Consider the following 24,801-nt stretch of genomic DNA (forward strand, 5'->3'; position numbering starts at 1 on the left):
TTTTGAATGGAAAGTTTCGGCGCGATTTTGCGCAAAAGAAGAGAAGAAAAAAATATCGCTTTGGATACCGTTTCGCGCGATACGATTATATCGAAGCAGTATTTGGAAGCATTGGAAAACGAAAATATCGATATTTTCCCCGGCGACACCTATGTAACGGGTTTTTTGCGCAACTACAGCGAATATTTGGGCTTGGACAGCGCGTACCTTATAAAGCTGTTTCAGGGCAAAAGGATGCAGGAATCTCCCGTTCCCGAAAATCTGATTATCAAACGGCACATAAACAAAAAAGTTTTGGCGGCCGCCGTTTCGCTCGGCGTGTGCCTGCTTGCGCTTTGTACGTTTTTAATCGTTTATTATTCGGTTATAAAACCGAATAATAAAAAATATACGGCGGTCGATTTAAAAAAAGAAAACGGGCAGTCTTATACCGTATCCACCGTGCCGCTGCAGCGCCGTCTGTACAAAAAAGATACGATTATCGTGCCGCTTGCCGAAAATCCCGTTGTGCTGACGGTGGACGGAACTTTAAATAAACTTACTTTAAAAACGCCGATCGGCGTTCAATACGTCGAATTGGGCGAAGAACTCGAAATGGATGTGGACGGTTCGGGAAGGCCCGATATCGTTGTATTTTTATCCGATATTTCCAAAGATAAAGAGGATGCCGGAGCCGAAGTGCGCATGTTTGCAAAAGCGGGAAATGAAATCGCGCTTGCCGATGAAACGGCAAATGCCGGAGCGGTTGCGGTCGAATCCGGCGAAGCGCTGAAAGACGGCACAAAGTATAAACTGATTTTGCAGGATAACCGCGCGTATCCGTTTACGATAACGGCAAGCTTCAGAGGCGTGTGTTTGTATCGTTACAAAAGCGACCGGAACCAAAGCGTCGAAAATCTTTTAACGTCGGGCGATACGCTTAAAGTGTCCGCTCAAAGCGCCTTGCGTTTGTGGATTTCGAATGCAAATACGGTAAAGATGCAGGTTACGGCCGAAGGCAAAACCTACGATTTGGACATCGGGCGCCCCGGCCAAGTGCTGGTTGAAGATGTCCGCTGGATAAAAGAAGCCGACGGCACATACAAACTGACGGTATCGGAAGTTGACTGAACCGGCGGCTTCGGTAAAATCGTTTTATCTTGATCAGCACGGCTGTGCCAAAAATCAAGTTGACGGCGAACTTATTATTTCCCTGTTGGAAAACAAGGGCTGGGTGCGGACGGAACGGCCCGAGTCGGCCCGCGTTATTATAATCAATTCATGCGGATTTATAGAAAGCGCAAAAAAAGAATCGCTGGACGCGCTTTTTTCGGCGCGCAAAGCGTATCCGGACGCGAAGATTATTCTTGCCGGCTGTCTTGCCGAACGCTATGCCGACGTTTTTAAACGGGATTTACCCGAAGCCGATGCGGTGTTCGGGAACGGCGATTTGAGCAAACTCGATTTTTTGATGGATGTGCTCGAAAAAGGTTTGCGCCCCGTCGTAAAACCCGAACAAAAAGGCGTATGTTGCGGAGAGCGCAAAGCGTTTTTGGGCTTCCCTTCTTCGGCCTATGTTAAAATTACCGAAGGCTGCAATAACCGCTGTTCGTTTTGCGCGATTCCGCTCATACGCGGCGTTTTGCGCAGCCGCAGCGCCGACGACATTGTAGACGAAATACGAGGCCTGCGCGATCGCGGCATATTCGAATTCAATTTAATCGGTCAGGATTTGGCGGCCTTCGGCCGCGACGGAGTTTCGGCAGGCGATTCGGCGAATGCTTTGTATTTTCAAAGTCCGAGCCCCTTGAGCCTTTTGCTGCAAAAAATAAGCAAGATAGAAGGCGATTTTTGGCTGCGCCTTTTGTACATTCATCCCGACCACTTTCCTTTAGATATTTTACCGGTTATACAGCGCGACAAGCGTATTTTGCCGTACTTCGATCTTCCGTTTCAGGCCGGGGATGAACGCATTATTCGCGCGATGAACCGCAGGGGCAGCCCCGATTCGTATTTGGAATTGTTGCAAAAAATCCGCGCGGCGCTGCCGGATGCCGTGCTGCGCACAACCTTTTTGTGCGGCTTCCCCGGCGAAACGGACGAAGAAGCCGAACATACGCTTTCGTTTTTGGAAAAATTACAGCCGCATTGGTCGGGCTGTTTTGCCTACAGCCGCGAAGACGATACGCCTGCCGCCTTATTGACTCACCGGGTGCCGGCAAAAACCGTTAAAGAGCGTATCCGAAAAATGCAAAATGCTCAGGAAAACATAACGGCGTCCCTTTTGAGTTCTTATGTCGGAAAAGTGTGCAGCGTACTTATCGAAGAGGTTGTCGGCGAAGGCCCGGGCGGGCGCAGCGAAACTAAAGCCGGCAGCAAAAATAAAGCCGGCAGCGAAAATAAAGCCGGCAGCGAACGCGAAAATGCGGACGGACACGAAGCCGAAGCGGAAGAACGTGAAAGCGACGGTTTGGCGCTCGGCCGCTGCGCCTTCCAAGCGCCGGAAGTGGACGGCATATGCGTTGTGCGCTTCGACAAAGAAAGCAAGGCGGCAAAGGACCTTGTGCCCGGCTCGGTTGTTTCCGTGCGCATAACCGGCGTGCGCGGAGTAGACGTTACGGGAGTGCTCGTATGAACGCCGCCGAATACTTACGCGTGCTTAATCCCGAACAGCATGAAGCCGTCGTGCATGAAGGTTCTCCGCTTTTGATTTTGGCGGGCGCCGGCTCGGGAAAAACCCGTGTTATTACGACGAAAATCGCATACCTTATCGGTGAAAAAGGCTTTGATCCGCACTCGATTTTAGCGGTAACTTTTACGAAAAAAGCGGCAAACGAAATGGCCGAGCGCGCCCGCCTTTTGGAGCCGCGCGCCGAGTACACGCAAATCCGCACCTTCCACTCGTTCGGCGCGTGGTTTTTGCGCACCTTTGCAAACCGCGCGGGCTTGGAACCGAACTTTACCGTATACGACGACGACGATGCGGTTACGCTGCTTTCAAAGGCGGTGCCGACCTTGTCGCGCCAGCAAGCGTCTTCGGCCGCTCATAAAATATCTTTGGCAAAAGATTATTGCCTTTTCCCCGATTCTCCCGAATTGACGTCAATCGAAAGTGATCCTGATTTTCCGGCAATATACGAAGCATATCAAAAGCGACTTCGCGAAACGGGCAATGCCGACTTCGGCGATCTTATCATGCTTCCCGTGTGCGTTATGCGCGAGGACGAGCATATCCGTTCTCAAATGCATTACCGTTTTAAAGTCGTTATGGTGGACGAATATCAGGATTCGAACGCCGCGCAATTTTTGCTTTTGCAGCAGCTCGCTTCGCCGGATACATACGTGTGCGTTGTGGGCGACGACGATCAGTCGATTTATAAATTCCGCGGCGCCGAAGTAAAAAATATTTTAACCTTTCAGGATCATTTTCCCGGAACGAAAATCATCCGCCTTGAACGCAATTACCGTTCGGTCGCCCCGATCTTGGCGGCGGCGGACAATGTCGTGCGCAACAACAGCGAACGTTTGGGAAAAACGCTCAGCTCGGTGCGCGGGAAGGGCAAGCGCCCCGTCCTCGCTTTTTTGCCGACGCAAGACAGCGAAACCGCCTTTTGCGCCGAACTTATTCAAAGCGCGCATAAGCAAGGCTGCCCCTACGCGGATTGGGCGGTACTCTACCGCACAAATGCCCAATCGCTCGGGTTTGAAACCGAGTTTTTGCACCGTAAAATTCCGTACACCGTTATCGGCTCCCTTAAATTTTACGAGCGCGAAGAAATCAAAGATATTCTCGCTTTTCTGGCCTTTATTGCAAACCCCAAAGACGAGGTTGCCTTCCGCCGCATCGTCAACAAACCCGCCCGTTCGATAGGCAGCGTCAGTCAGGAAAAAATCGTCAACTTTGTGCGATCTCAAGCGCCCCTTTTGCCGTCTTCAGCCGGGGCGCCCGGGGGCGGGCATTCCGGCGGTCTTATTGAAGGTTGCCGCTTGTGCGCGTCTTTTTTATCGAAAAAAACGGCCGAAGCCGTGCAGGGTTTTGTATCGATTATCGATTCGCTTACCGCCTTTTTGGATGAGGGGCAAAACAACAGCGGCGGCCGAAGCGAAGATTCAGGCGATGAAAACGATGCCGGCTCCGGTGCGGACAATTCGGCCGGCGAAAAGCTTTCGGTTTTTGTTGAAAAGATTATTCGGCTTTCGGGATTGAACGAATATTACAGCGCACAGGACGAAATTGCCGGAACTCAAAAAACGGCGAACATGCAGGAATTGGCAAACAGCGCCGTTTTTTACCCGAAAACCCGTGCGGGCCTTTCGGATTTTCTCGACCATATTGAACTTGACCGCACGCTTGAAGCGGCCGACGAAAACGAAGCGCGTGATTCGGTAAATCTCATAACCTTACATAACACAAAGGGTTTGGAATTCCCGCGTGTAATCATCACCGGGCTTGAGCGCGGCATTTTCCCCCGCACCGATAAATCGAACGAAGAAATCGAAGAAGAGCGGCGCTTGTTTTATGTAGGTATTACGCGCGCAAAAGACGAACTGTATATGACGTCGTGCGCAATGCGCAGGCTCTACGGCAAAACCGATTATACGGATCCCAGCCCCTTTTTATACGAGCTTAAAGGGAGCGGTATCGACGTTTTGGGAAAACCGCCGTACGGCTTTTCGCTTTCGCGTTCGGACGAAAGTTCGGAGCGCTCAAAATCTTTTACCGGTTCCGAATATCCTTCAAACCCGCTCGCATCGCGCTGGGCAAAGGGCGTCCGACTCTACCACGACGAATGGGGCTACGGTGTTATACAGTCCGCGCGCGGCAGCGAGCCGGACGATTACGTCATTACCGTCCGTTTTGAAAGCGGCGCCGAAAAAAGCTTTTTACCCAAATTTCAAGCGCACAGCTTAATGATTGTGAAGGACGAATAGTTTACGGTACAATCGCCTCTATCGTTTTAAAGTTTTTCCAGCCCTCGGCGTTTTTGTACGCTTCAACCGCGTTTGCCGGTACTTTAAGCGTTGCCGAATCTATCGGCGTGTTTTCAAACACTGTACTTACGAGTGCCGGCGGATTTTCCGCTTTGCAGATTACCGTATTCAAAGAAGGACAGTCGGCAAAAATATAGTGTTGTATGTCGGTAATCGTCGAAGGAAGTCCCAGCTTTTTCAATTCCGGGACGTTAAATAAAGAACTTATCCGTAAAGTCGTTACGCCTTCAGGCACGCTGTATTCGGCATTCGGTTTGCCGCGCGGGTACCACAAAAGCATCTTTTTATCTTTGCTGAAAACAGCGCCGTTTTCCGATGTCATAAACTCGTTATCGGGAGCAATCTCTACGTTTTGCACATCCGTACCCCACTCTTGGGGCCATTCTATATCTTTCACTTTATACGTTTTATCTCCGTGATCTACCGTTGCCGGTATAGAAAGCGTTCCTTGGGTATATAACAAATACGCCTTCTCTAAATTCTTTGCGGAAGAAATTTTCGGGGTTACGGAAACCGTAAGCGCCGTTTTACTCAGTATGCGGTAGCGTACATTTGATTGCTCAAAAAAATCTTCGGCAATAACGCTGTCTGCCGACTTTACCGTAATACTACCGGAATAAGCTTCCTTTTTGCCGACTTTGTCATACACTTTTATGCGTGACCGGCCTTCTTTTTTGCATGCTACGGTGATTATACCTCTTTTATTAAGTCGGGATGTATCAAGCTCGATAATATCGGGGTTTTCAGCTGTTGCCTCATAATTGCCGGAACCGCTGTATATGAGCCGATAGGTAAGATTATTCCCTTCATTCCGTTCATAGTTTGCGGAACGTACACTGAGCGCCGGAATTTTCTTTTTTTCGGACGTTTTTGCCGTATTGCTCCCGCTCGTCGAGTTTGAACATGAACTTGCCGCCAGTGCAAAAAAAAACAACTGCGGCCGCACCGAGTATTTTTTGTAATATTTTTTGTTTTTTATTCATGGTATTTCTCCTGTTTCCCTTATTAAGAGTATACATGAATTTTTACCGAAAAACAACTTTCTTAAAGAATTTAGAGAAAATCTTTGCGTTTTGTGTGCGCGAAAAGCATCGCTGCTCACGCCCGGCCTTGACACCGTTTTATCAGAGGTTCATAATGCAAAAATGCAACTGCGAAATGGCTCTCGACTTAATAAAGATCGGTACGCAGCGCTGTGCCCTTCCGCCTTAGACGCCGAGCAGCGAAGCGAATACCTTTAAAGCGCCTTCGCTTTTACCGGCAAGCACCGTTTTGGTCAGCAATTTACCCAGCTGTACGCCTTCCTGATCGAAGCTGTTTATGTTCCATAAAAAGCCTTGGAACATGATTTTGTTTTCGTAGTGGGCGAGAAGGGCGCCCAGAAATTCGGGATTCAGCGTTTGTCCGTATATGAGGCTTGACGGCCGCTCGCCGGTGAATACTTTGGCCGGATTTTCATCGTCTTTTCCCAAAGCGAAGGCGGCAATCTGTGCCGCGAGGTTTGCGCACAGTTTTTTTTGGCTTGTCGAACCGTCGACGGTAATGTCCGTTCCGCTTTGGCTGTTCACGAAGCCGATAAACTGCAGGGGGATAATGTCGGTACCCTGATGCAAAAGCTGATAGAACGAGTGCTGGCCGTTTGTTCCCGGTTCGCCGAAAATAACGGGACCGGTCGCATAGCCGACTTTTTCGCCGCGCCGGTTGACGCTTTTGCCGTTCGATTCCATATCGGCTTGCTGCAAGTGGGCGGGAAAGCGGCTGAGTGCCTGACTGTAGGGTAAAATCGCGCTGACAGGATAGCCCTGCACGTTGCGTTCGTACACGCCGATAAGGGCATCCAGCAGGGCCGTGTTTTTGCGTATGTTTTTTTCACGCGCGTTTTTGTCCTGCTCGTGCGCGCCTTTTAAAAACGCTTCGAAGGTTTCCGGCCCGAAGGCAAGCGAAAGCACGGCGCCTCCGACCGCAGACGATGAAGAATAGCGGCCGCCGATAAAGTCGTCGATATAAAACGAAGCAAGGTACGAAGGATTGTTTGCCAAGGGGCTTGTTTCCGACGTAACGGCGACCATGTGCTTTGAAGGATTCAATCCGGCTTTGGTTAAAAAATCTTTTACGAGCAGTTCGTTTGCGAGCGTTTCCTGCGTGGTGCCCGACTTGGATACCAAAATAAACAGCGTGCGCGATAAGTCTTTTACGCACGAAGTCAGCACGTGGGAGGCATCGTCCGGGTCCACGTTCGAAATAAAATACGCGTCGGCTTTTTTCGTACCGTGCGCCTTTGCCCATTCTTCCAACGCGAGGTATAAGGCGCGCGGGCCCAAGTCGGAACCGCCGATGCCGATTTGTACGACGGTTGTAAAGGTTTCGCCTTTTTCGTTAGTGATTTTTCCCGAATGAACGCTGCGGGCAAAATCGGCAATCGCTTTACGCTGGCTTTCGTAAAAGTCGCGCGCATTTTTTGTGCCGGCGCTCGTATCGTAAAACACGTCTTTTCCGAGCCGGCCGCGCAGCAAGTGGTGGAGCACTTTGCGTTTTTCTCCCGTGTTTATAACTTCTCCTTCGTATAAGGCGGTGAATTTTTCGGTTAATTGCGCTTCGTCGGCCAATTCCTGCATGACGGACAAAATCTGTTCGTTTACCTGTTTTGCCGCATAATTGTACGTTAAGCCTTCCGCACCCTTCGTGCCGTATGTGAAAACCCTGTCCGCATCGAGAACGTCCTTTAAGTGTACTTGCCCTTTAAGCGATTGCAGTTTTCTAAAAGATTCCAATGTATCAAGATTATTCCATGTCAATTCCATATAAACCTCCGCCGGCTTTAAAATCCGCCGTCGTACCGATTATACCTTATTTGGCGCCGCGTATCTACTCCGCGTATCTATACTTTACGGAAGACGGATTTTTGTGTAAAATCTATAGGCGGATTTTGTAACCATTACAGAAATTTTCCGTTTATCTTATGCGCGGCAGGGATTGGAGGGGCGGCTAAGCCGTTCCGCGCAAAAAGCCGCCCGACAAATTTCATAGTTATCATTCAAGAGGTTGTGATGAAAAACAAACATTATGCACCCAAGGCTGCGGTTTTTGTTGCCGCGGCGCTGATTTTTTTGTTGACCGGCTGCGGCGGTTTTGCCGCGTCCAAGGGGCCAAAAACGAATAAACGCTATAACGAAAAAAAGATGCAAACGCTCACGGGTAAAAAGGTTTCCGTAAAAGATCAAAAAGACCTGTATGCCGATCAGGAATTCGGCTTCGGTTTTGTCGTTCCGAAAACGCTGAACGATTTGAGGGAAAAGGGAACGCTGGAGATTTTGCCGGGAGCCGAAAACATAACGTTTTTTACGGTTTTTGCGCAAAGTTTTTTTCCTTTGCGCGCGTCGATACATCCGGAAACGATAACGGAAGACGAATGGATCGCTTTTGCCCGGGAAGCCGAAAAGCATGCGTTTGCGGCGGGCTTTATGTTGCGTGTTCCTTCCGGTGAACTTTCGGGCGACGATGAGGCCCTTATGGAGTATGTAAAAGCGCAATATGCGGTGTGCGAAAAAATCGCCGAAGCGGACGGCATCTCCTATTGGTTCGGCTATAATACGGATTATTCGAACGTGAATTTTTCGGATGCGGAAAAAGCCGATGTGCAAAGCGTAATCGACGAATTGAAGGATTTTAAAAAGAATATTTTCGTATTTCCGCCGCTTGCGCGGGGCAATGCGGTTTCTCAAGACGGGAGCGTTCAAGGCGGATTGACGTCGTTTTCGGCGCGCACGCTTGACGGCAAAACGGTTACGCAGGATTTGTTCAAAGACTATAAGGTAACGATGATAAACATTTGGGCGACGTGGTGCTCGCCCTGCGTAAAAGAAATGCCCGATCTTGCAAAGCTGCATTCGTCAATGCTGCCTTCCGGCACGAACATGATAAGTATTTGCGTCGACGCGGCGGAAAATCCCGAGGGTGCGAAGCAAGTGCTTGCTTCCGTTTCGGCGGGCTTTACAACCTTGGTGCCGAATGCCGACTTGGCGCCGTTTTTGAACGGTGTATCGGCTCTTCCGACGACGGTATTTGTCGATTCGAAAGGGAACTTTATAGGTAAAGCGATTACCGGAGCTCCCGGACGCGAACCGGCGGCAGCTTATGCAAAAACGCTGCAGGAACTTTCGGATGCCCAAAATGCAAAATAAACCGATTCATAAAACGGCCGGATCGGCACATAAAATTGCGGTAAAAGGCCCGCTTGTGCCGAGAAAGGCCGCCGTGTGTGTGTGCATGTTCGTTGCGCTGTGCTTTATCGGCATCGGCTTATTGCGGGGCGAAAATCTTGTCGTACTGCAAAAGGCGGTACATATCTGCCTTGAGTGCATCGGGATAGGGTGAGTTCGTGGCAAACGTATCCGTATCCGAAAAGCCCTTTGTTTCTTTAAAGTCGCGGGCTTTGCGCCCGCTCATACAAAGCTGCGCCGCATTCGGTTCCAATTCGTATATTGCCGGCTTTATCCGCGGCGATATATTTAAAGGCCGCATAAAGCAAGTGTGCGTTCCGGGTTTGAATTGTTATTCCTGTCCCGGAGCGGCCGGCGCTTGTCCGGTCGGCGCTTTTCAGGCCGTGGCGGGAAGCAAAAAATTCAGCTTCAGCTTTTACATAACGGGAATCGTTATGATGTTCGGCGCCCTGTTCGGACGCTTTGTTTGCGGCTTTTTATGTCCTTTCGGCTTTTTTCAGGATGTGCTGCACCGCATTCCGCTGCCCTTTGCAAAAACGATTGCGCAAAAAGAAAAGCGTTTTCGCGTTCCCAAAAAGCTCGATAAGGTTTTGCGCTTTTTGAAGTACGCGGTGCTTGCCGTATTCGTCGTTGCGCTTCCGGCCCTTGTGCGCAGCGCCTTCGGCATAGGGGATCCGTATTTTTGCAAATGGGTGTGCCCGGCCGGAATTCTTGAAGGCGCGCTGCCGCTTATAGCGAAAAACGAAAGTCTGCGCAATACGCTCGGCTTTTTGTTCGGCTGGAAAACGTCGTTTTTGGCGCTGACCGTTTTAACGTCTCTTTTTTTGTACCGTCCGTTTTGCAAATACGTGTGCCCGCTCGGCGCATTTTATTCGTTTTTTAACAAAATAAGTTTGTACCGCATGCGCGTGGATACGGCGAAGTGTACGAGGTGCGGCGCATGCGAGCGTGCATGCCGCATGCACGTGCCGATTATAAAGCCGCTTAAAGACGGCACTTTTACGGGCGAAGGCGCGAAAATGCCGGCTTTTTTGTCGGTCGACAATGCCGAATGCATCCGCTGCCACGACTGCAAAAAAGCCTGCCCCTGCGGCGCGATACGTTTCGGTTTTGATTCGTTTTTAAAAACAAAAAAAGCGCCCGAAAACTCCTGAGCGTGAAGTTTTTGAACGCCTTTCGATTATAGCGGCAATGGGACTTGAACCTATGACCGAACGGATATGAGCCGTTTGCTCTACCGACTGAGCTATGCCGCCGTGTGTGCACATAATAGCATGAGCGCTCTTTTGTGTCAATACGCGCGTTGCATCATACGTCGCATTGCCGCACGTCGGTCATTGTATGTTCGTAAAAACGCCCCCGAACCGGAACCTTCTCCGACTCGGGAGCGACTGTGTGCAAACCTTACTTACTGCGCTTGAGCGTGCCGGTAATGCTTAAAACATTGTTTTTAAAAGTAAACTTTAATGTGCCATCGTAATGGTAGGCGGCTTCGGGGCTGAACGTGTCGCTTACAAGCTGCACCTTGCTCCAATCCACATCGGACATTTTTGCCGCATCTCCGCCCGCTTTTAAGTATTCGGGTTTTACCGTAAAGACGTTCATGTTGTTGTCGCCGACATTGCGCGCGATTTTCGCGCCGGTTAAAACGTCGAAGTTTCCTTTTTTGTCAGTGGTCAATTCATATGCCGTGCCGCGGTGTACAAAGCGGACGGTTACGACGCCACCCTTTTCGGTTACGCTGAGATTATCGAATTGTGCAACGTCGAAATTCGCAACGGGATACAAAAGCAAACCGCGTAAACCTGCGGGAATTGCGGCTTTTTTGTCGGCGGCAGGTTCGGCATAACGAACTTCGTTAAACGCTTTTGTAGAACCTTTTACGCTTGCGCCCGACGCCGTATCGAATTTGTCTTTTACGGCAGGCTGTTTCCCGACCGTCCAATTAAAATAATTTGCCGTATAGTCGGCCTTTGCAACGTTCATCCGATAATCGATGCGGACGTCCGTTGACGAATCGGCAGCGGCAAATGAAAGGGGCAGCGCCAAAAAAAGCATCGACGCCGCTACATAAGCTGAAAGTTTTTTCATTACTTTCTCCTGTTGAAAAAAATGTATGTACTTCGATTGATTTTCAGTATAAATCGGAAGGGAGTACACAGTGAATATACATAAATTTTTATAGAAAGTAAAGAGGAAAATAATGTAGAAAATAAAAAACCGCCCCGATCCGGAATTTTCTCCGACTCGGGGCCGTCTGTTTAATTTTCGGGCGCGGCTGCGCGGGCAGTACCGCAGGTGTGCGGTGCGTGCCTTATTTTTTCGCCGGAACGGGCACACCCATAATTTCGCCGATTGCCTGTGCAACCGGAGCGCGGCCGACAACGCAGCCGGTTACGGGCGCTTCTCCCGCGGCAACGCCGGCGGCAAAACCGTCGCAGCCCGGATAACCGCATGCGCCGCAATTTACGCCGGGCAGCACCGCGCGTATCTTTGCGATGCGTTCGTCGACGGGAACGTAAAACAGTTTTTCAAAAATGCCCAACAAAATGCCTAAAATCAGCGCCAGCGTGAACGAAACGGCGAGGGTATACAATATTAATCGTCATGGTATCCGCCTTATTTTATAAGCCCGGCAAAGCCGCCGAACGCTAAGGATAAAAGTCCCGCCGTAACAAAAAGTACGGGAGTTCCTTTCATAAATGCCGGAATGTCCGAGGTTTTCATGCGCTCGCGGACGCCGGCCATCATAACCAGAGCGAGAAAAAAGCCCGCAGCCGAACCTGCCGCATACACGAGCGATTGCAAAAAGCCGTAGCCTTTGGCAATCGTGTTTAAGGTAACGGCGAGAATGGCGCAGTTTGTCGTAATCAGCGCGAGGTACACGCCCATTGAACTGTACAAAGCCGGCGCCGATTTTTTAAGGTAGAATTCGACCAACTGCACGAGCGCGGCGATAACGAGAATAAAGATAAGGGTTTGCAAAAAGCCCAAGCCGAGCGGATTCAGCAAATACGTATACAGCGGGTAGGTAACCGCCGTCGCCAAAATCATAACGAAGGAGGTTGCCCCTCCCATACCGATCGCTTTTCCCGTATCCGCCGTCATGCCGATAAAGGGGCAGAGCGCCAAAAACTGAATGAATACGACGTTGTCGATAAGCATCGATTTTAAAAAGATTTTTCCCAGTTCCAAGTCCGTCATTTTGCCCCTCCTTTTGCTTTTTTCCGCTGTTCCGCGGCTTTGCGGACGGCCTGCGTTACGGCGATAAACATGGCGAATACGAAAAATCCGCCGGGCGCCGCTTTAAAAAAGCCGATTGTATATGCTTCCGGAATAACGCGCAAGCCGAAAAAGGTTCCCGCTCCGAAAAATTCACGTACAATCGAAATTCCGCTTAAAACCCACAAATAGCCCAAGCCCATGCCCAAGGCGTCGAGGGCGGATTGTCCGACGCCCTGTTTCGATGCGAAGGACTCGACTCGTCCCATGATAATACAGTTTACGACGATGAGCGGAATAAATACGCCCATCGATTCGGACAATGAGGGAAAATACGCTTGCATAATCAAATCGACAATCGTAACGAAGGTTGCGATAACAATAATAAAAATCGGAATGCGTATGGAATCGGGAATCAGTTTTCTGAATAAACTGATGATGATTTCGCTCATCACCAAAACAAAGGTCATCGCCGTTCCCATACCCAATCCGTTGAATACGTTGACGGTAACGGCAAGCGACGAACACAATCCGATGGTTAAAACCAAAAGGGGATTTTCCCGAACAATGCCGTTTGTAAGTATTTTTACGTGTGTGTTCATAATCGTTCCATCCTATTCTTCCATTTGAAGCCCGTTAAGCGCGTATTCTCCGGAACCGGCAGGTGCGGCTTTTCCGCCCCGCGCGGCTGCCTGAGAAGCGGCTTCAACGGCGCTCACTTTTACAATGTCGGCAATAGACGCCGAAGTTATCGTCGCTCCGCTGAGCGCATCGAGCCCGTCTTTTACGAGCAGGTTTGCATCGGCGCTTTTCCCGGCAAACTGATTGTAAAAGTCTTCTTCCAACGCTCTCTGGCCGATATTCGGCGTGTCGTTGAGATCGGTAATGCGCGCGCCGATAATATTCCGTTCCATGTCGACGGCGGTAAGAACGCTCGCCGTCCCGTGATAACTTGCACCGGTTGCGGCGGCCATAATGCCGATTGTTTTGCCGTCCGAAGAAACGCTCCACATGTTATCGATGCGGATTTTATGTACCGTTTTTGCCTGCATGCCCGGAATTTCGGTATAGGAAGGCGCGCTTGAGCCTTCTTTTGCGGGAAAGAGTTCGGCAAAAGCCGATTCAAAGTCGAAGGCTGCCGCTTTTTTGGGTGCCGCGGGAGCCGCGCCCGAACCGGCTTTTCCGCCGTGGTTTGCGGCCAAATAATTGCCGGCGACCCACACGGCGTAGTTTACGATGTTCGTAACGCCCTTTGTCGTAATCGTCGCTCCGCTTAAACCGTCAAAGTCTTTGCCGGCTTCCAGCGTTTTTTCGGCGTTCAAATTTTTAAACCGATTTAAAAATTCCGGTTCGTTTGCCCGCTGGCCGAAGCCGGGCGTGTCGGTTAAAGACAAAAACTGAATGCCCGTTATCGTGCGGTTCAAATCCAAACCGATGAGCATGGTCGCCTTGTCGTAGGTGGGACCTGCGGCTTCGACAACCGCGCCGAGCACTTTTCCGCCTTTTTCGGCCGTGTACAGCGCGTTAATCGCGATCGGATTTGCCGAATCGCGTTCAAAGTTTTGTACGGGAACAAAGGAGTCGGCTTGTTCAAAAACGATTTTCATTCCCGCGCCGGCCTTTTCCTGTTTTACCCGTTCAATGGCGGGCGCCGTTACGTTGTACACAAAGGCCAGCGATACGCAGGCGACCGTCGCATAAGCGGCGAGGGTAAAGCCCAATTTCAGTATGTTTTTCATTTTGCGCCCCCGTTTGCTTTTTCGGCTTTTTTGCCGGCGAACATTTTCGGATAGCCGTATTTGCGTCCGATAAGTTTTGCCAAAAAGGGAGTCAGCGCGTTCATAATGAGAATGCTGAACATAACGCCTTCAGGGTAGCCGCCGAACTTTCGGATTAAAAAGGTTATTAAACCGCAGCCCGCCCCGAATATAAGGCGTCCGTAGGATGTCGGCGGAACGGTTGTGTAATCGGTTACCATAAATACCGCGCCGAACAATAAGCCGCCAGTAAGCACCGATGCGACGATGTCGCCGCCTGCCAAAAAGGTCGGAACGGCTGCAAAGATAATCATGGTTAAAGGGGCGCGCCAATCGATGATTTTTGTAACAAGCAAAAAGACGGCGGCGAGCAAAATAAGGGCTGCCGACGTTTCGCCTATGCAGCCGGCCCTGTTGCCCATAAAAAATTGCAGGTAGTCGCCGGGCAAAAACGATGCGCTTCCTTCCTTTATTTGCGTTAAAACCGTTGCCGAACTTACCGCGTCGGTTGCCGGTTCAAGCCAATGCGACCCCATCGCCGCGGGAAAGCTCGTAAACAAAAAGGCGCGGCCGACCAAAGCCGGGTTGAATACGTTCGAACCTATGCCGCCGAAAAATTCCTTTGCGATAACGATTGCAAAAAAAGCACCCAAAACGGTCATCCATAGGGGAAGGGCGGGCGGCAAAGTCAATGCCAAAAGCAAACCCGTTACGACGGCCGAAAGATCGTTTATTCTTACCGGACGCTTAAACAGCTTTTGTATCAGGAATTCGAAAACGACGCAGGAAAGGGTCGAAACCGCTATGTTCAATATAGCCGGAAGACCGAAGAGCATGCCGCCGTACACGGCCAAAGGTATAAGGCTTACTATAACGATGAACATAGTGCTTTGTGTCGTACGGGGCGTCTTAAAATGCGGACTCGTCGACATGTACAATTGATTTTTATCAGGAAGTGCCGACATTATTTTCCTCCTCGTGCGGCGGCCAATCGTGCCTGTTTTTGTTTTTCAGCGCGGAGCTTTTGTTTTCCCGTGCGGATTTTTTGAACGAGCTGCACCTTTGCGGGGCACACCCACGCGCACGAGCCGCACTCCACGCAGTCGGAAAGTCCGTAACGCACGGCATCTTTTAAATTGCCGGCCGTCAGCGATTTTACGATCATAACGGGAGTAAGGCGGCAGGGACATACGCGAATGCAGTGCCCGCAGTTAAGGCAGGGACTTTCTTCGGCAAGGGAAGTTTCCTTTTCGGTAAGGAACGTAATGCCGTTGGTATTCTTTTGTATAGGAAAATCGGTACTCGGCATCGTATAGCCCATCATCGGGCCGCCGATAACGATTTTTTTTACGTTTTCGGTAACGCCGAATTCGTGGGGAATAAGATCGCCGACCAGCGTGCCGACGGGAACGAGGATGTTCCTCGGCTTTGTGCAGGCTCCGCCGGAAATCGTAAGGCCGCGGTCAACAAAGGGCTTGCCTTCGCGGAACGCTTCCGATATTGCGCGCGCGGTGCCGACGTTTTGAATAATGCAGCCTATGTCGCAGGGAAGCCCGCCTGAAGGAATTTCGCGGCCGACGGCGGCTTGTACGAGATTTTTTTCGCCGCCCTGCGGATATTTCGTTTTGCATACCGATACGGCCATTTTTTCGCCGAAGCCCGCTTTTTCAATGGCGTCTTCAAGCACGGGCACCAGTGCAAGTTTATTGTCTTCCAAAACGATGATGCCCGTTTGCGCATGTGTAATGTGCATGATGATCGAAAGTCCGTCGATGATTTTATCGGCCGATTCGATTATCGCGCGCGTATCTATGGTAAGATACGGTTCGCATTCGGCCGCATTTATTAAAATGCAGTCGATGCTCTTATCGGCCGGCGGATTCAGTTTTACATGGGTCGGGAAAGCGGCTCCGCCCATGCCGACAAGACCCGCTTGCCGAATCCGTTCGAGCGTCTGCTCTTTTGTACACGAAAACGGGTCGAGCGGCTCCATAAAAGCGGTTTTATCCGAGCCGTCGGAAGCGATAACGATGCAGGATGCGTACAGGTTTCCGGCAACCAAACGGTTTTCGATGCTTTTTACGGTACCTGAAATCGATGCGTGAACCGGAACCGACATATAGGCGTCCGATTCGGCGATTTTTTGGCCGCGGATTACCGTATCTCCGACGGCGACAATCGGCTGATTGGGAGCGCCCCCCTGCGTTACGGGAATGCTGACGGTCTTTGAAGAAGGAAAAGCCTGTTCTACGGCGGAATCTACAGTCAGTTCCTTGAATTCGGGCAGATGAACTCCGCCCTTAAAGGTGTGTGTAGTCATACGTAATATTGTATTCACTTATGCATTTTCGGTCAATGCTGGAGTAAGGGGATTGGAAAAAAAAGGCAAAATACGTTACACTATAGGAACTAATTGGTTATAGTCAGGAGGCATCCACTATGAAATTCGGAAAAAATAAAATCGTAAAAACGGCCGCGGTTTTTATGCTGCTGTCTTGTGCCGTTTTTGCCTACAATCCACCGCCCGGAGGAGACGCTCTGTATTCGTTTACTTCTCCGTTTATGCTTTCGGCCGAGCGTTCAAGTGCGGGAGGTCCTTTGTACCATGTTCATCCGGGACATACGGGCGTAAACCCCGCCTTGCCGGCTGACGAACAGCGTATTGTCATCGATGCGGCGTACACGGCTCTTATTGCGAGCGCGCAAAACAAAACGTACGGTCAAGCCTTTAATATCGGCGGCATGATTCCGAGCCGATACGGCGTATTTACCGGCGTTATGCAGGGCGTTTTTGTTCCGTTTAACGATATGCTTTTAAAAAACGGTTTTACCGCGCGTGTGTCCTATTCAAAAGATATTACCGACTGGCTGTATGTCGGTTTGGGAGCCTACGGTGCTTTCGGCGACGATTGGGCAGCCGGTGCCGATATCGGTATACTTTATTTGCCCGAAAAAATCGGCGCGCTTCCTTTTATACGCAAACCGCGCTTTGCCGTTTCGCTTACCGGCATGGGCAAAAATTTCAAACCGGCGACAATCGGCTTGGACGGATCGGCAAATAAGATAACTTCGTTTCCGTCGGTTTTTACGCCGCACGTCGGCTTTGCCGGTACGCTGTTCGAAATAAAATATCTTTCGGGCGGCCTTTCGCTGGATCTGTCTTTCCCGACTTTTCAAAACCTCGTGTTCGACGCCGGCTTGCAGTTTTTAATTGCGGATACGGTGCGGCTTTCGACCGGCTGGCAGTGCAACGTGCGCGAAGCGTTGGCAAAAAAGAATTCCTGGTATCCGTCGGTTTCGCTGAGCGTTAAATTCGGCTTTACGAGTACGGACGAATCGATTTTAAGCAAAAAGGGCTGGCAGCAAAGCGAAATGATTGTGTCCGCCGCATACCGTCCGCTGCACGCAGGCATACATGCGGCTTCCGGCGGTGCGGCTTTGTATTTCGGTTTAAAAGATACCGCCGCGCCTGAAATAACTTTGTGGGGGAATGATGAATAAGTTGAAAAAAATCGGCCTTCGAGGCAAAACCGCTCTTCGGGTTTGCGCTTTTGCATTTTGTATGTTTTCGGCGGCATATTCCGTTTTTGCCGCAAGTCCGAAAACGGTGTATATTTCGCCGAATAACGACGGCGTTCAGGATCAGCTGGTCGTTCCGTTTGCGGTTAACGAAAAGCGCTATGTAAGCGAATGGAGTTTTGTGATTACCGATGAAAGCGGAAAGGTTGTGCGCACAATCGGCAACAAGGAAGCGCGCCCCGAAAAGCTTACGTTTATAACGTTCTTTAAACAGTTGTTTAAACCCAAACAGGGAGTGCTTATTCCCGATTCGCTTATTTGGAACGGAGTTTCCGATGCGGGCGAAACGGTTCCCGACGGAACGTATTTTTATTATGCGACCGCATCCGACGACAACGGCAATGTAAACAAAACGCCCTTGTACACGGTTGTAGTCGACAACAGCGAACCGGTAATCGAATTGACTCAGCCTTCCGACGCGATGAAAACTTTCGGCGCCGGCAATAAGGCGGACGTTACGATACGGCAAACCGGTTCGGTTGAAGATTTATGGACGGCCGAAATTCTCGACAATTCCGGCAAGGTTGTGCGCACGTTTACGTGGAAAAATTCAAAACCTTCGGACTGTATGTGGGACGGTAAAAACAACGACGGCGCCGCGGTAAAAGAAGGCGTCTATTCGTACCGGATTTCAGCAACCGACCGTGCGGGCAATAAATCGCCTGCGGCCCAAGTGTCGAACATTATTTACGACGCGATTCCGCGTTCGGTAAATATGACCGTTACGGGAAGCCCGTTTTCGCCGAACGGCGACGGCGTAAAGGATACGGTTTCCGTTGCGCTTTCCATGCCCAATTCTTCCGGCTTGTTGAATTGGTCGGTCGTCGTCCGCAGCAAAGACAAGGATGTGCGCACCTTTTCTTCAAAGACTTTGCCGCCGGCTTCTCTTACTTTTGACGGCCGAAGCGATGCGGGTGCCGTGCTTGCCGACGGCGATTATCAGCTTGTGTTTTCCGCCCTTTTTAACAACGGGCAGGAATCGCGCATAAGCCGCAATATAACGGTCGACAACACGCCTCCGGTTGCATCGGTGCGTACTGAAGGTTCCATATTCAGCCCCGACGGTGACGGCCGGCTCGATACTATGCGTATTTTTCAGGAAGGTTCGAAAGAAAAGGCTTGGCATGCGGTTATTTCCGACGAAAAGGGAAGGGCCGTAAAAACCTGGACATTCGGCGAAACGCCGGATCCTACAGTCGTATGGGACGGAACCGCTTCCGACGGCAGCATTGCCGACGGTTTTTATACCTACGAATTGTCCGCAACCGACCTTGCAGGCAATACGGGACGGGCAAAAACGCCGGCTTTCGAATTGAATACCGGCACGACCGAGGTTATTTTGGCGGTCAATCCCGAAGCGTTCAGCCCGAACGGCGATAAAATTCAGGATACTATAACTTTTACGCCGCGTGTTCGCACGGCTGCGGGAATCGCTTCGTATGAATTGAAAATCTTCGACGCATCGGGTGCCGCGGTAAAAACATTCAGCGATAAACGGAACCTTCCAAGTTCGATAAGCTGGAACGGCCTTTCAGACGCCGGCACTTTGTGCAAAGACGGAATGTACAACGCATCTTTGTTGACCGTATCCAAAAACGGAAGCGAAGCGTTGTTTGCGACAAAACCGTTCGAATTGGATACGACATATCCCGAAGTTACGATGAGCGCTCCGTACACGCTGTTCAGCCCGAACGGCGACGGCAATAAGGATACGCTTAACGTGTCGGTAAAAACAGGCAAAGAAAAACTGTGGAAAGCCGTCATAAGCGACGGAAACAAAAATGCCGTCCGCTCTTTCAGCTGGGAAGGAGAGGCAAAGCCGTTCAGCTGGGACGGAAAAGACGAAGCGGGCAATACGGTTGCCGACGGAACGTACACGGTCGTTCTTTCAAGTACCGATGCCGCAGGCAATACCGGAAGCGCGGCCTTAAAAGATGTACGCGTCGACAACCGCAGCGTAAAAGTGTTCGTAACCGCCGAGCGCGAAGCGTTCAGCCCGAACGGCGACGGCATTGCGGACGAACAGCGCTTCAACATCAGAACAACCCTCGCCGACGGAATAGAATCGTGGCTGTTTGCCGTTAAAAATACCGCAACCGGCGAAACCGTTTACGCAAGAGAACAAACGTCCGGCGAAGCCCTTCCTTCAACTATAAAGTGGGACGGAAAATCGTCCAACGGGCGTATTGCAGAAGGCAATTTAACCGGTACGCTGCAAGTCGTTTATGCCAAAGGCGATAAGCTGAACGTATCGACCGCACCGTTCATATGCTCGGTAACGCCGCCTCAACTGAGCGTGCGTACCGCTCCCGAATATTTCAGCCCCGATAACGACGGTACGGACGACGATTTGTTCATCAGCTTAAAAGGAACGAGCGTCGTGCCGTTTAAAAGCTGGTCGTTTGAAATCAACGATCCGAACAACGGAAAAACCTTTTGGAAAACGTCCGGTAAATCGGCGATTTCGGAACGCATCATCTGGGACGGAAGGAGCAACGGCGGCGAATTGGTTCAGTCCGCAGTCGATTATCCGTATAAGTTTACGGTAACCGACACGTTGGGCATGACTTCCGTTGCCGAAGGCACTATTTCCGTGGACGTTTTGGTTATCCGCAGCGGCGACGTGCTGAAAATGCAGGTTCCGTCGATTATATTCAGAAGCGACAATGCCGACTTTAACGGTAAAGACAAGGATCCGCAGCGCGGCCTCGATCAAAGCATTATCGACAACAATTACCGCGTATTAAAGCGTATCGCTCAAATACTCGAAAAATTCCGCGATTACAACGTAACGATCGAAGGACATGCGAACAATATAAGCGGAACGGAACGGGAAGAAACATCGACGGCAAACGGCAACATTCCGCTGGTTCCTCTTTCGGAAGCGCGGGCGAAAACCGTTAAAGAAATTCTCGTGTCGTACGGTATAAACGCATCGCGTTTAAGCACCGTCGGCCGCGGAGGACGAATGCCCGTTGCGGCACGCGCCGACAAAGACAATTGGTGGAAAAACCGCCGCGTCGAATTTATATTGAATAAATAAAAGGGCTTTTCGAAAAGCCGACCTTGAGTGACTTTTTCGAGATGCTGACGAGTTGTAACTCGCTGTATTATTGCGAGTTACAACATCGTACTTTTAATCTATACAGGACAGCGGCACTGGAATTATTCGAGTACAAAATACATAAAGAAAAACGGCCGAACGCAGGGCAGCGGCAACTGCCTCCGAGACGCTCTGACCGTTGGCGAGCAAAATTTCTCGGAAATTTTGCGCCGTCCGATACCTATTACGGTCAGCCGCGTCGAAGGGCAGGACGCTGCCGGGAGGCGGCTTTTTAATCTATACTGATAACCGACGCGATTCTGCCGTCGGCGGTGTATACTTTTTTAGGATTTTTGTCGTCGGCAAAGGCGCTCATTCCCTTGTAAAACGCGTAATAATAGGTACCCTTCGGCAGCGACAGTTCAAGCTGATACAGGCCGGGGCTCGTCTCCTGCAATTCGTAAATAAAAGAATCCCAGTTTGTAAAAGTGCCGCCCAAACGTATGCGCTGGCCGCTTTCGCCTTCATACACAAAGCGCACCGTGCCCGGTGCGATGCGGCCGCCCGAGTTTGCGGAACCCGCCGGTTGTGCAATACCGGTGCGATTTTCGGCGGGGCGGTTTATAACGACCTTCGATACGTTCACATTGGCGTTTTCCGCAAATTCGGCATTTGCATTATGCGGATCGGTCGTCCACAAGCCGTCTATAACCAAACGATATTTTATAAGTGTCAGATTTTGCGGAATTTTCAAAACATAAAACAGCAGGTTCGGTGCGCTGTCGGCTTCGAGGTTCGGCTTTACCAAACGCCTGAACGAATGGACGCGGCGGTAATTTTCAAAATCGAAGGCAATACCCGTATGGCGCACGTGAGCGTCCGCGGTAAAAATTACGTAATCGCCGAACACGACAGGTTCGCGCACGGTTTTTATCTGTGCAATGATCGAATCCTGAATAATTTGATTGTTCGCAAACAAATCGCCTTCAAGTGCGTGAACGGACGACAGGAGAATAAAAAAAATACAACTTAAATAAATGCGTTTCATGTAACTTTTACGAATATCGGCAATTATGAAACAAAAATTTAGATTTTGTTTTTCCAATCATAACTGCGCCTTTTTTTTCATGCCTTATCGATGCACTTGTTTTTTATTTTTGATTTTCTTTTTCGCGCAGTTCCGCCAGTTCTTTATTTAAAGCCATCGTTTTTTGCGTTTGCACGTAGAGGCGCTGCGCCAAAAGTTTGGACAAAAATATGCCGTAGTGCGGGTTTTTGCGCAAAAGGTTTAAAAACGCTTCTTTGGGGATTTTTATAAGCTTTCCGTGCCCGACCGACAAAATCGTTGCGCTGCGCCGGTCGTTGAGCAAAAAAGACATTTCGCCTATAAATAAATCGTTCGGCGTAAGAATCGACACCAGCTTGCGGCCGGAATACACCGCATATTTTCCCGACACGATAAAAAATAAATTGTTTGTACGCTCGTTTTGAAGGCATACCGTTTCTTTGTCGGCGTAATCGACGGCTTGATACGGCGACATAATAAGCGGTACCGTATTCGCGGCGCCTTTTCCGGCCAAGCTCACAAAAAAACGCACTTCGTTTCCTTTTTCGTTGTAGGTCATGTCGCTTACGAGATTTTCGGATATGTGTATGCCCATGCCGTGCATGCCCGGCGTTACTTCTTTTTTTACGCGGCTTCTCCAGTCGAAGCCGGCTCCTTCGTCGCGGATCGAAAATTCGGCCTTTGTACCGCTTATTTCATACGAAATGTATATATGCTTTTTTTTGTTTTCGTCCAGTTGCGCTTTTTGTTTTATTAAAGCGAGGATGTCGTTGCCTTTTTCGAGCCATTCGGTTTTTTCTTCGTAGCTTATGCCGCAGTTGCCGTGTTCAAGCGCGTTGAACAGCAGTTCCATAAGCACCGTGTGCAGCTTGCTGCGGATTTCGGTGTCGATGCGGTTCGAGCTGTACAGATAGTTCAACAAAAAGCTTGTATACACTTGAATGTCGATGGGATCGTTGCCGCAGATAAACGAACCCGATTCCGACGTTCCCAGCTGCCCCTGCATTCCCCTGCTGAACAAAAACTGCTGGTTCAGCCACAAAATATGCAAAAGGCGCGAAAAATTGTCGGCGAACTGCCGCTTCGTCTGTACAATTAAAATATTGGCATTTTTTTGCTCTTCAATTTCTTTGCGCTCTTCCATGTCGGCGACGACGGCGATGATTCCTCCGTTGTGCAGCCACGGGTCGGCGCTGATCGATTCGAGTATTTGCCGGCTGTCGATTCGGGTTGATGTAAAATCGATTACTTTTATTTCGGGCAATTCGTAGTTGATGTATTTGATTATTTCATCCGTATCGGAGCATATGTCGAAGTCGAAGTACGAAGTGTATTTTTTGCATGCTTCGTCTATAACGCGAATAATGTCCGGAGCGGTTACCGCCGCTAAAATCTTTTTCATTAAAATCCTGCCTTAATTTTAGATGCTTTACATTTTAGCACATTATTGATATATTTTTAAAGACTAAAAAACATAAACGGTTGCATTTTCGGTTTATGCCGTTTACGGCTGCTGTTTTGCGGAATCTTTGGAGGTTTTTATGATAAAGACGGTAAAAGATGTCGATTTGACCGGCAAGCGCATTATTATGCGTGTTGATTTTAACGTGCCCATGAAAGACGGAGTCGTTCAAGACGACACGCGCATACGGGCGGCTCTTCCCACGATAGAGTATATTTTAAAGCAAAAACCGAAAAGCCTCGTGCTTATGAGCCACTTGGGCGACCCGAAAAAAGACGTTAAAAAAGCCGAAGAAAAAGCGGCAAAAGACGGGAAACCCTTCGATAAAGAAGCGTTTATAAACGGCAAAAACCGTATGAAGCCCGTGTCCGAATATTTGGCGAAAATGTTGAATAAGCCGGTTGTGTTTGCGCCTTCCTGTCTGGGGCAAAAAGCGGCCGTGGACGCCCTGCCTGCAGGCGGTATTATGATGCTTGAAAACACGCGTTTTGAAGCGGGCGAAACTTCCAAAGACATGGACGAACAAAAGAAGATGGCCAAAGAACTTGCTTCTTACGGCGACATCTACGTAAACGATGCCTTCGGTACCGCTCACCGTGCGCACGCTTCGACCGCAACGATTGCCGAATTCATGAAGGTAAAAGTCGGCGGATTTTTAATGGAAAAAGAAGTCAAATACCTTGAGCCGATGGTAAAAAATCCGCCCAAACCGATGACGGCCATTATCGGCGGTGCAAAGGTTTCGTCGAAGATTGCGGTTTTGGAAAGCCTTTTAAAAAACGCCTCTGCGCTGATTATCGGCGGCGGCATGGCGTACACCTTTTTAAAAGCGCAGGGACACACAATCGGCAAGTCTTTGGTCGAAGACGATTTTATCGATACGGCGAAAAACCTGCTGAAAGCCGCCGAACAAAAGAACGTTAAAATCGTGCTGCCGCTCGACCACGTGTGTGCCGAAACGTTCGGCGCGGACGCCAAGCCCGTTGCCGTAGACGGTGTCGACATTCCCGACAATCTTATGGGCATGGACGTCGGACCGAAAACGCTCGCTTTATATAAGGATATCATTCTTAAATCGAAGTCGATCGTGTGGAACGGACCGGTCGGCGTTTTTGAGTTTGAAAATTTTGCAAAGGGAACGGGCGAAGTTGCTCGCCTTGTTGCCGAAGCGACTTCCAAAGGCGCCGTTACCGTCGTAGGCGGCGGCGATTCGGTTGCCGCGGTAAATAAATTCAATCTTGCTTCCAAAATGAGCCATGTGTCGACCGGCGGCGGCGCTTCCCTCGAATTCCTCGAAGGAAAAACGCTTCCCGGCATCGCCGTCTTGGAAACAAAATAAAGCACCGGATGCGCTTAAGATTTAATATGCCGGTATAAAGCACCGGCGAGTATACCGCCTTCTTTTTCGGAGGCGGTTTTTTTATGCCGCGATATGCAACGAAAGCTGACAAAATAATCGCATACGGTTATGTTCGGTTGAT

At 50.0% G+C, this 24,801-nt stretch carries 20 protein-coding genes and 1 tRNA gene; 9 read left to right on the forward strand and 12 right to left on the reverse strand.

Going from position 1 to position 24,801, the window contains the following annotated elements:
* The first annotated feature begins 6 nt into the window (after positions 1–6).
* Genes HMPREF9194_RS03200 through HMPREF9194_RS03210 form a run of 3 tightly spaced genes read left to right on the forward strand, consistent with a single transcriptional unit; the run spans position 7 to position 4,911 of the window.
* Positions 7–1,110: a helix-turn-helix domain-containing protein gene (locus HMPREF9194_RS03200; protein ID WP_016524934.1), complete on the forward strand. Its 1,104-nt coding sequence runs from the start codon at positions 7–9 to the stop codon at positions 1,108–1,110.
* Positions 1,103–2,614, forward strand: coding sequence for a MiaB/RimO family radical SAM methylthiotransferase (locus HMPREF9194_RS03205; RefSeq protein ID WP_016524935.1), 1,512 nt, complete (start codon positions 1,103–1,105; stop codon positions 2,612–2,614). The genes HMPREF9194_RS03200 and HMPREF9194_RS03205 overlap by 8 nt, the downstream gene beginning before the upstream one ends.
* Positions 2,611–4,911 (forward strand): ATP-dependent helicase, encoded by a 2,301-nt coding sequence (locus tag HMPREF9194_RS03210; protein WP_016524936.1) that lies wholly within the window; start codon positions 2,611–2,613, stop codon positions 4,909–4,911. The genes HMPREF9194_RS03205 and HMPREF9194_RS03210 overlap by 4 nt, the downstream gene beginning before the upstream one ends.
* 1 nt (position 4,912) lies before the next feature.
* Here HMPREF9194_RS03210 and HMPREF9194_RS12445 read toward each other — a convergent pair whose 3' ends face one another.
* Together HMPREF9194_RS12445 and HMPREF9194_RS03220 are read right to left on the reverse strand one after the other, a co-directional pair.
* Positions 4,913–5,905 (reverse strand): leucine-rich repeat protein, encoded by a 993-nt coding sequence (locus tag HMPREF9194_RS12445; protein WP_051127819.1) that lies wholly within the window; start codon positions 5,903–5,905, stop codon positions 4,913–4,915.
* A 274-nt stretch (positions 5,906–6,179) separates the two neighbouring features.
* Entirely contained in the window at positions 6,180–7,772 is a 1,593-nt protein-coding gene (locus tag HMPREF9194_RS03220; RefSeq protein ID WP_016524938.1) for a glucose-6-phosphate isomerase, read from the reverse strand.
* A gap of 246 nt (positions 7,773–8,018) precedes the next feature.
* On the opposite strand from HMPREF9194_RS03220, the gene HMPREF9194_RS11775 reads away from it, so the two are divergent.
* From HMPREF9194_RS11775 to HMPREF9194_RS03235, 3 genes are read left to right on the forward strand one after another with little or no spacing between them, the layout of a single operon-like run.
* Positions 8,019–9,152 carry a TlpA family protein disulfide reductase gene (locus HMPREF9194_RS11775; protein WP_016524939.1) on the forward strand — a complete coding sequence of 378 codons (1,134 nt, stop codon included), beginning with the start codon at positions 8,019–8,021 and terminating at the stop codon, positions 9,150–9,152.
* Complete coding sequence (locus tag HMPREF9194_RS12595) at positions 9,142–9,345, forward strand: CD1871A family CXXC motif-containing protein (RefSeq protein WP_040846154.1); 204 nt, start codon at positions 9,142–9,144, stop codon at positions 9,343–9,345. The genes HMPREF9194_RS11775 and HMPREF9194_RS12595 overlap by 11 nt, the downstream gene beginning before the upstream one ends.
* Before the next feature lie 4 nt (positions 9,346–9,349).
* Complete coding sequence (locus tag HMPREF9194_RS03235) at positions 9,350–10,345, forward strand: 4Fe-4S binding protein (protein WP_016524941.1); 996 nt, start codon at positions 9,350–9,352, stop codon at positions 10,343–10,345.
* Between the two features lie 29 nt (positions 10,346–10,374).
* Here HMPREF9194_RS03235 and HMPREF9194_RS03240 read toward each other — a convergent pair.
* The 8 genes from HMPREF9194_RS03240 to rsxC form a co-directional block, all read right to left on the reverse strand.
* Positions 10,375–10,447: transfer RNA gene (locus HMPREF9194_RS03240), tRNA-Met, on the reverse strand.
* 148 nt (positions 10,448–10,595) lie between these two features.
* Positions 10,596–11,282: a hypothetical protein gene (locus HMPREF9194_RS03245; RefSeq protein WP_016524942.1), complete on the reverse strand. Its 687-nt coding sequence runs from the start codon at positions 11,280–11,282 to the stop codon at positions 10,596–10,598.
* A 223-nt stretch (positions 11,283–11,505) separates the two neighbouring features.
* On the reverse strand, positions 11,506–11,787 hold the full coding sequence (locus HMPREF9194_RS03250) for a (Fe-S)-binding protein (RefSeq protein ID WP_016524943.1): 282 nt from the start codon (positions 11,785–11,787) through the stop codon (positions 11,506–11,508).
* Positions 11,788–11,810: 23 nt separating this feature from the next.
* A complete protein-coding gene (locus HMPREF9194_RS03255; protein ID WP_016524944.1) occupies positions 11,811–12,395 on the reverse strand; it encodes an electron transport complex protein RnfA in 585 nt (194 codons plus the stop codon).
* Positions 12,392–13,015, reverse strand: a complete 624-nt coding sequence (rsxE, locus tag HMPREF9194_RS03260) for an electron transport complex subunit RsxE (protein WP_016524945.1) — start codon at positions 13,013–13,015, stop codon at positions 12,392–12,394. Before rsxE ends, HMPREF9194_RS03255 begins: the two co-directional genes overlap by 4 nt.
* 12 nt (positions 13,016–13,027) lie before the next feature.
* Positions 13,028–14,152, reverse strand: coding sequence for an FMN-binding protein (locus tag HMPREF9194_RS03265; RefSeq protein ID WP_016524946.1), 1,125 nt, complete (start codon positions 14,150–14,152; stop codon positions 13,028–13,030).
* Entirely contained in the window at positions 14,149–15,135 is a 987-nt protein-coding gene (locus tag HMPREF9194_RS03270) for an RnfABCDGE type electron transport complex subunit D (protein WP_016524947.1), read from the reverse strand. The genes HMPREF9194_RS03265 and HMPREF9194_RS03270 overlap by 4 nt, the downstream gene beginning before the upstream one ends.
* On the reverse strand, positions 15,135–16,490 hold the full coding sequence (rsxC, locus tag HMPREF9194_RS03275) for an electron transport complex subunit RsxC (RefSeq protein ID WP_016524948.1): 1,356 nt from the start codon (positions 16,488–16,490) through the stop codon (positions 15,135–15,137). The genes HMPREF9194_RS03270 and rsxC overlap by 1 nt, the downstream gene beginning before the upstream one ends.
* Before the next feature lie 119 nt (positions 16,491–16,609).
* On the opposite strand from rsxC, the gene HMPREF9194_RS03280 reads away from it, so the two are divergent.
* Positions 16,610–17,671 carry a hypothetical protein gene (locus HMPREF9194_RS03280; protein WP_016524949.1) on the forward strand — a complete coding sequence of 354 codons (1,062 nt, stop codon included), beginning with the start codon at positions 16,610–16,612 and terminating at the stop codon, positions 17,669–17,671.
* 61 nt (positions 17,672–17,732) lie between these two features.
* Positions 17,733–20,792 (forward strand): FlgD immunoglobulin-like domain containing protein, encoded by a 3,060-nt coding sequence (locus tag HMPREF9194_RS03285; protein WP_245540716.1) that lies wholly within the window; start codon positions 17,733–17,735, stop codon positions 20,790–20,792.
* Between the two features lie 292 nt (positions 20,793–21,084).
* Here the strand turns inward: HMPREF9194_RS03285 and HMPREF9194_RS03290 are convergent, their stop codons facing one another.
* Together HMPREF9194_RS03290 and HMPREF9194_RS03295 are read right to left on the reverse strand one after the other, a co-directional pair.
* The gene (locus HMPREF9194_RS03290) at positions 21,085–21,840 is read right to left on the reverse strand and encodes a glycogen-binding domain-containing protein (protein WP_156827986.1); all 756 of its coding nucleotides are present in this window, start codon (positions 21,838–21,840) and stop codon (positions 21,085–21,087) included.
* A gap of 103 nt (positions 21,841–21,943) precedes the next feature.
* Positions 21,944–23,260, reverse strand: coding sequence for a cyclic nucleotide-binding domain-containing protein (locus HMPREF9194_RS03295; protein ID WP_016524952.1), 1,317 nt, complete (start codon positions 23,258–23,260; stop codon positions 21,944–21,946).
* 139 nt (positions 23,261–23,399) lie between these two features.
* Between HMPREF9194_RS03295 and HMPREF9194_RS03300 the strand changes: the two genes are divergently transcribed.
* Positions 23,400–24,659 (forward strand): phosphoglycerate kinase, encoded by a 1,260-nt coding sequence (locus HMPREF9194_RS03300; RefSeq protein ID WP_016524953.1) that lies wholly within the window; start codon positions 23,400–23,402, stop codon positions 24,657–24,659.
* Positions 24,660–24,801: the final 142 nt, after the last annotated feature.

The sequence above is a fragment of the Treponema maltophilum ATCC 51939 genome (assembly GCF_000413055.1).
GTDB classification, from domain to species: domain Bacteria; phylum Spirochaetota; class Spirochaetia; order Treponematales; family Treponemataceae; genus Treponema_C; species Treponema_C maltophilum.

Excerpts from the sequence above, each read along its gene's own strand:
- HMPREF9194_RS03200 (WP_016524934.1), top strand. The coding sequence starts at position 7 with ATGGAAAGTTTCGGCGCGATTTTGCGCAAAAGAAGAGAAGAAAAAAAT.
- HMPREF9194_RS03210 (WP_016524936.1), top strand. The coding sequence starts at position 2,611 with ATGAACGCCGCCGAATACTTACGCGTGCTTAATCCCGAACAGCATGAA.
- HMPREF9194_RS03220 (WP_016524938.1), bottom strand. The coding sequence starts at position 7,772 with ATGGAATTGACATGGAATAATCTTGATACATTGGAATCTTTTAGAAAA.
- HMPREF9194_RS11775 (WP_016524939.1), top strand. The coding sequence starts at position 8,019 with ATGAAAAACAAACATTATGCACCCAAGGCTGCGGTTTTTGTTGCCGCG.
- HMPREF9194_RS12595 (WP_040846154.1), top strand. The coding sequence starts at position 9,142 with ATGCAAAATAAACCGATTCATAAAACGGCCGGATCGGCACATAAAATT.
- HMPREF9194_RS03245 (WP_016524942.1), bottom strand. The coding sequence starts at position 11,282 with ATGAAAAAACTTTCAGCTTATGTAGCGGCGTCGATGCTTTTTTTGGCG.
- HMPREF9194_RS03255 (WP_016524944.1), bottom strand. The coding sequence starts at position 12,395 with ATGACGGACTTGGAACTGGGAAAAATCTTTTTAAAATCGATGCTTATC.
- rsxE (WP_016524945.1), bottom strand. The coding sequence starts at position 13,015 with ATGAACACACACGTAAAAATACTTACAAACGGCATTGTTCGGGAAAAT.
- HMPREF9194_RS03265 (WP_016524946.1), bottom strand. The coding sequence starts at position 14,152 with ATGAAAAACATACTGAAATTGGGCTTTACCCTCGCCGCTTATGCGACG.
- HMPREF9194_RS03270 (WP_016524947.1), bottom strand. The coding sequence starts at position 15,135 with ATGTCGGCACTTCCTGATAAAAATCAATTGTACATGTCGACGAGTCCG.
- rsxC (WP_016524948.1), bottom strand. The coding sequence starts at position 16,490 with ATGACTACACACACCTTTAAGGGCGGAGTTCATCTGCCCGAATTCAAG.
- HMPREF9194_RS03280 (WP_016524949.1), top strand. The coding sequence starts at position 16,610 with ATGAAATTCGGAAAAAATAAAATCGTAAAAACGGCCGCGGTTTTTATG.
- HMPREF9194_RS03285 (WP_245540716.1), top strand. The coding sequence starts at position 17,733 with ATGTTTTCGGCGGCATATTCCGTTTTTGCCGCAAGTCCGAAAACGGTG.
- HMPREF9194_RS03290 (WP_156827986.1), bottom strand. The coding sequence starts at position 21,840 with ATGAAACGCATTTATTTAAGTTGTATTTTTTTTATTCTCCTGTCGTCC.
- HMPREF9194_RS03295 (WP_016524952.1), bottom strand. The coding sequence starts at position 23,260 with ATGAAAAAGATTTTAGCGGCGGTAACCGCTCCGGACATTATTCGCGTT.
- HMPREF9194_RS03300 (WP_016524953.1), top strand. The coding sequence starts at position 23,400 with ATGATAAAGACGGTAAAAGATGTCGATTTGACCGGCAAGCGCATTATT.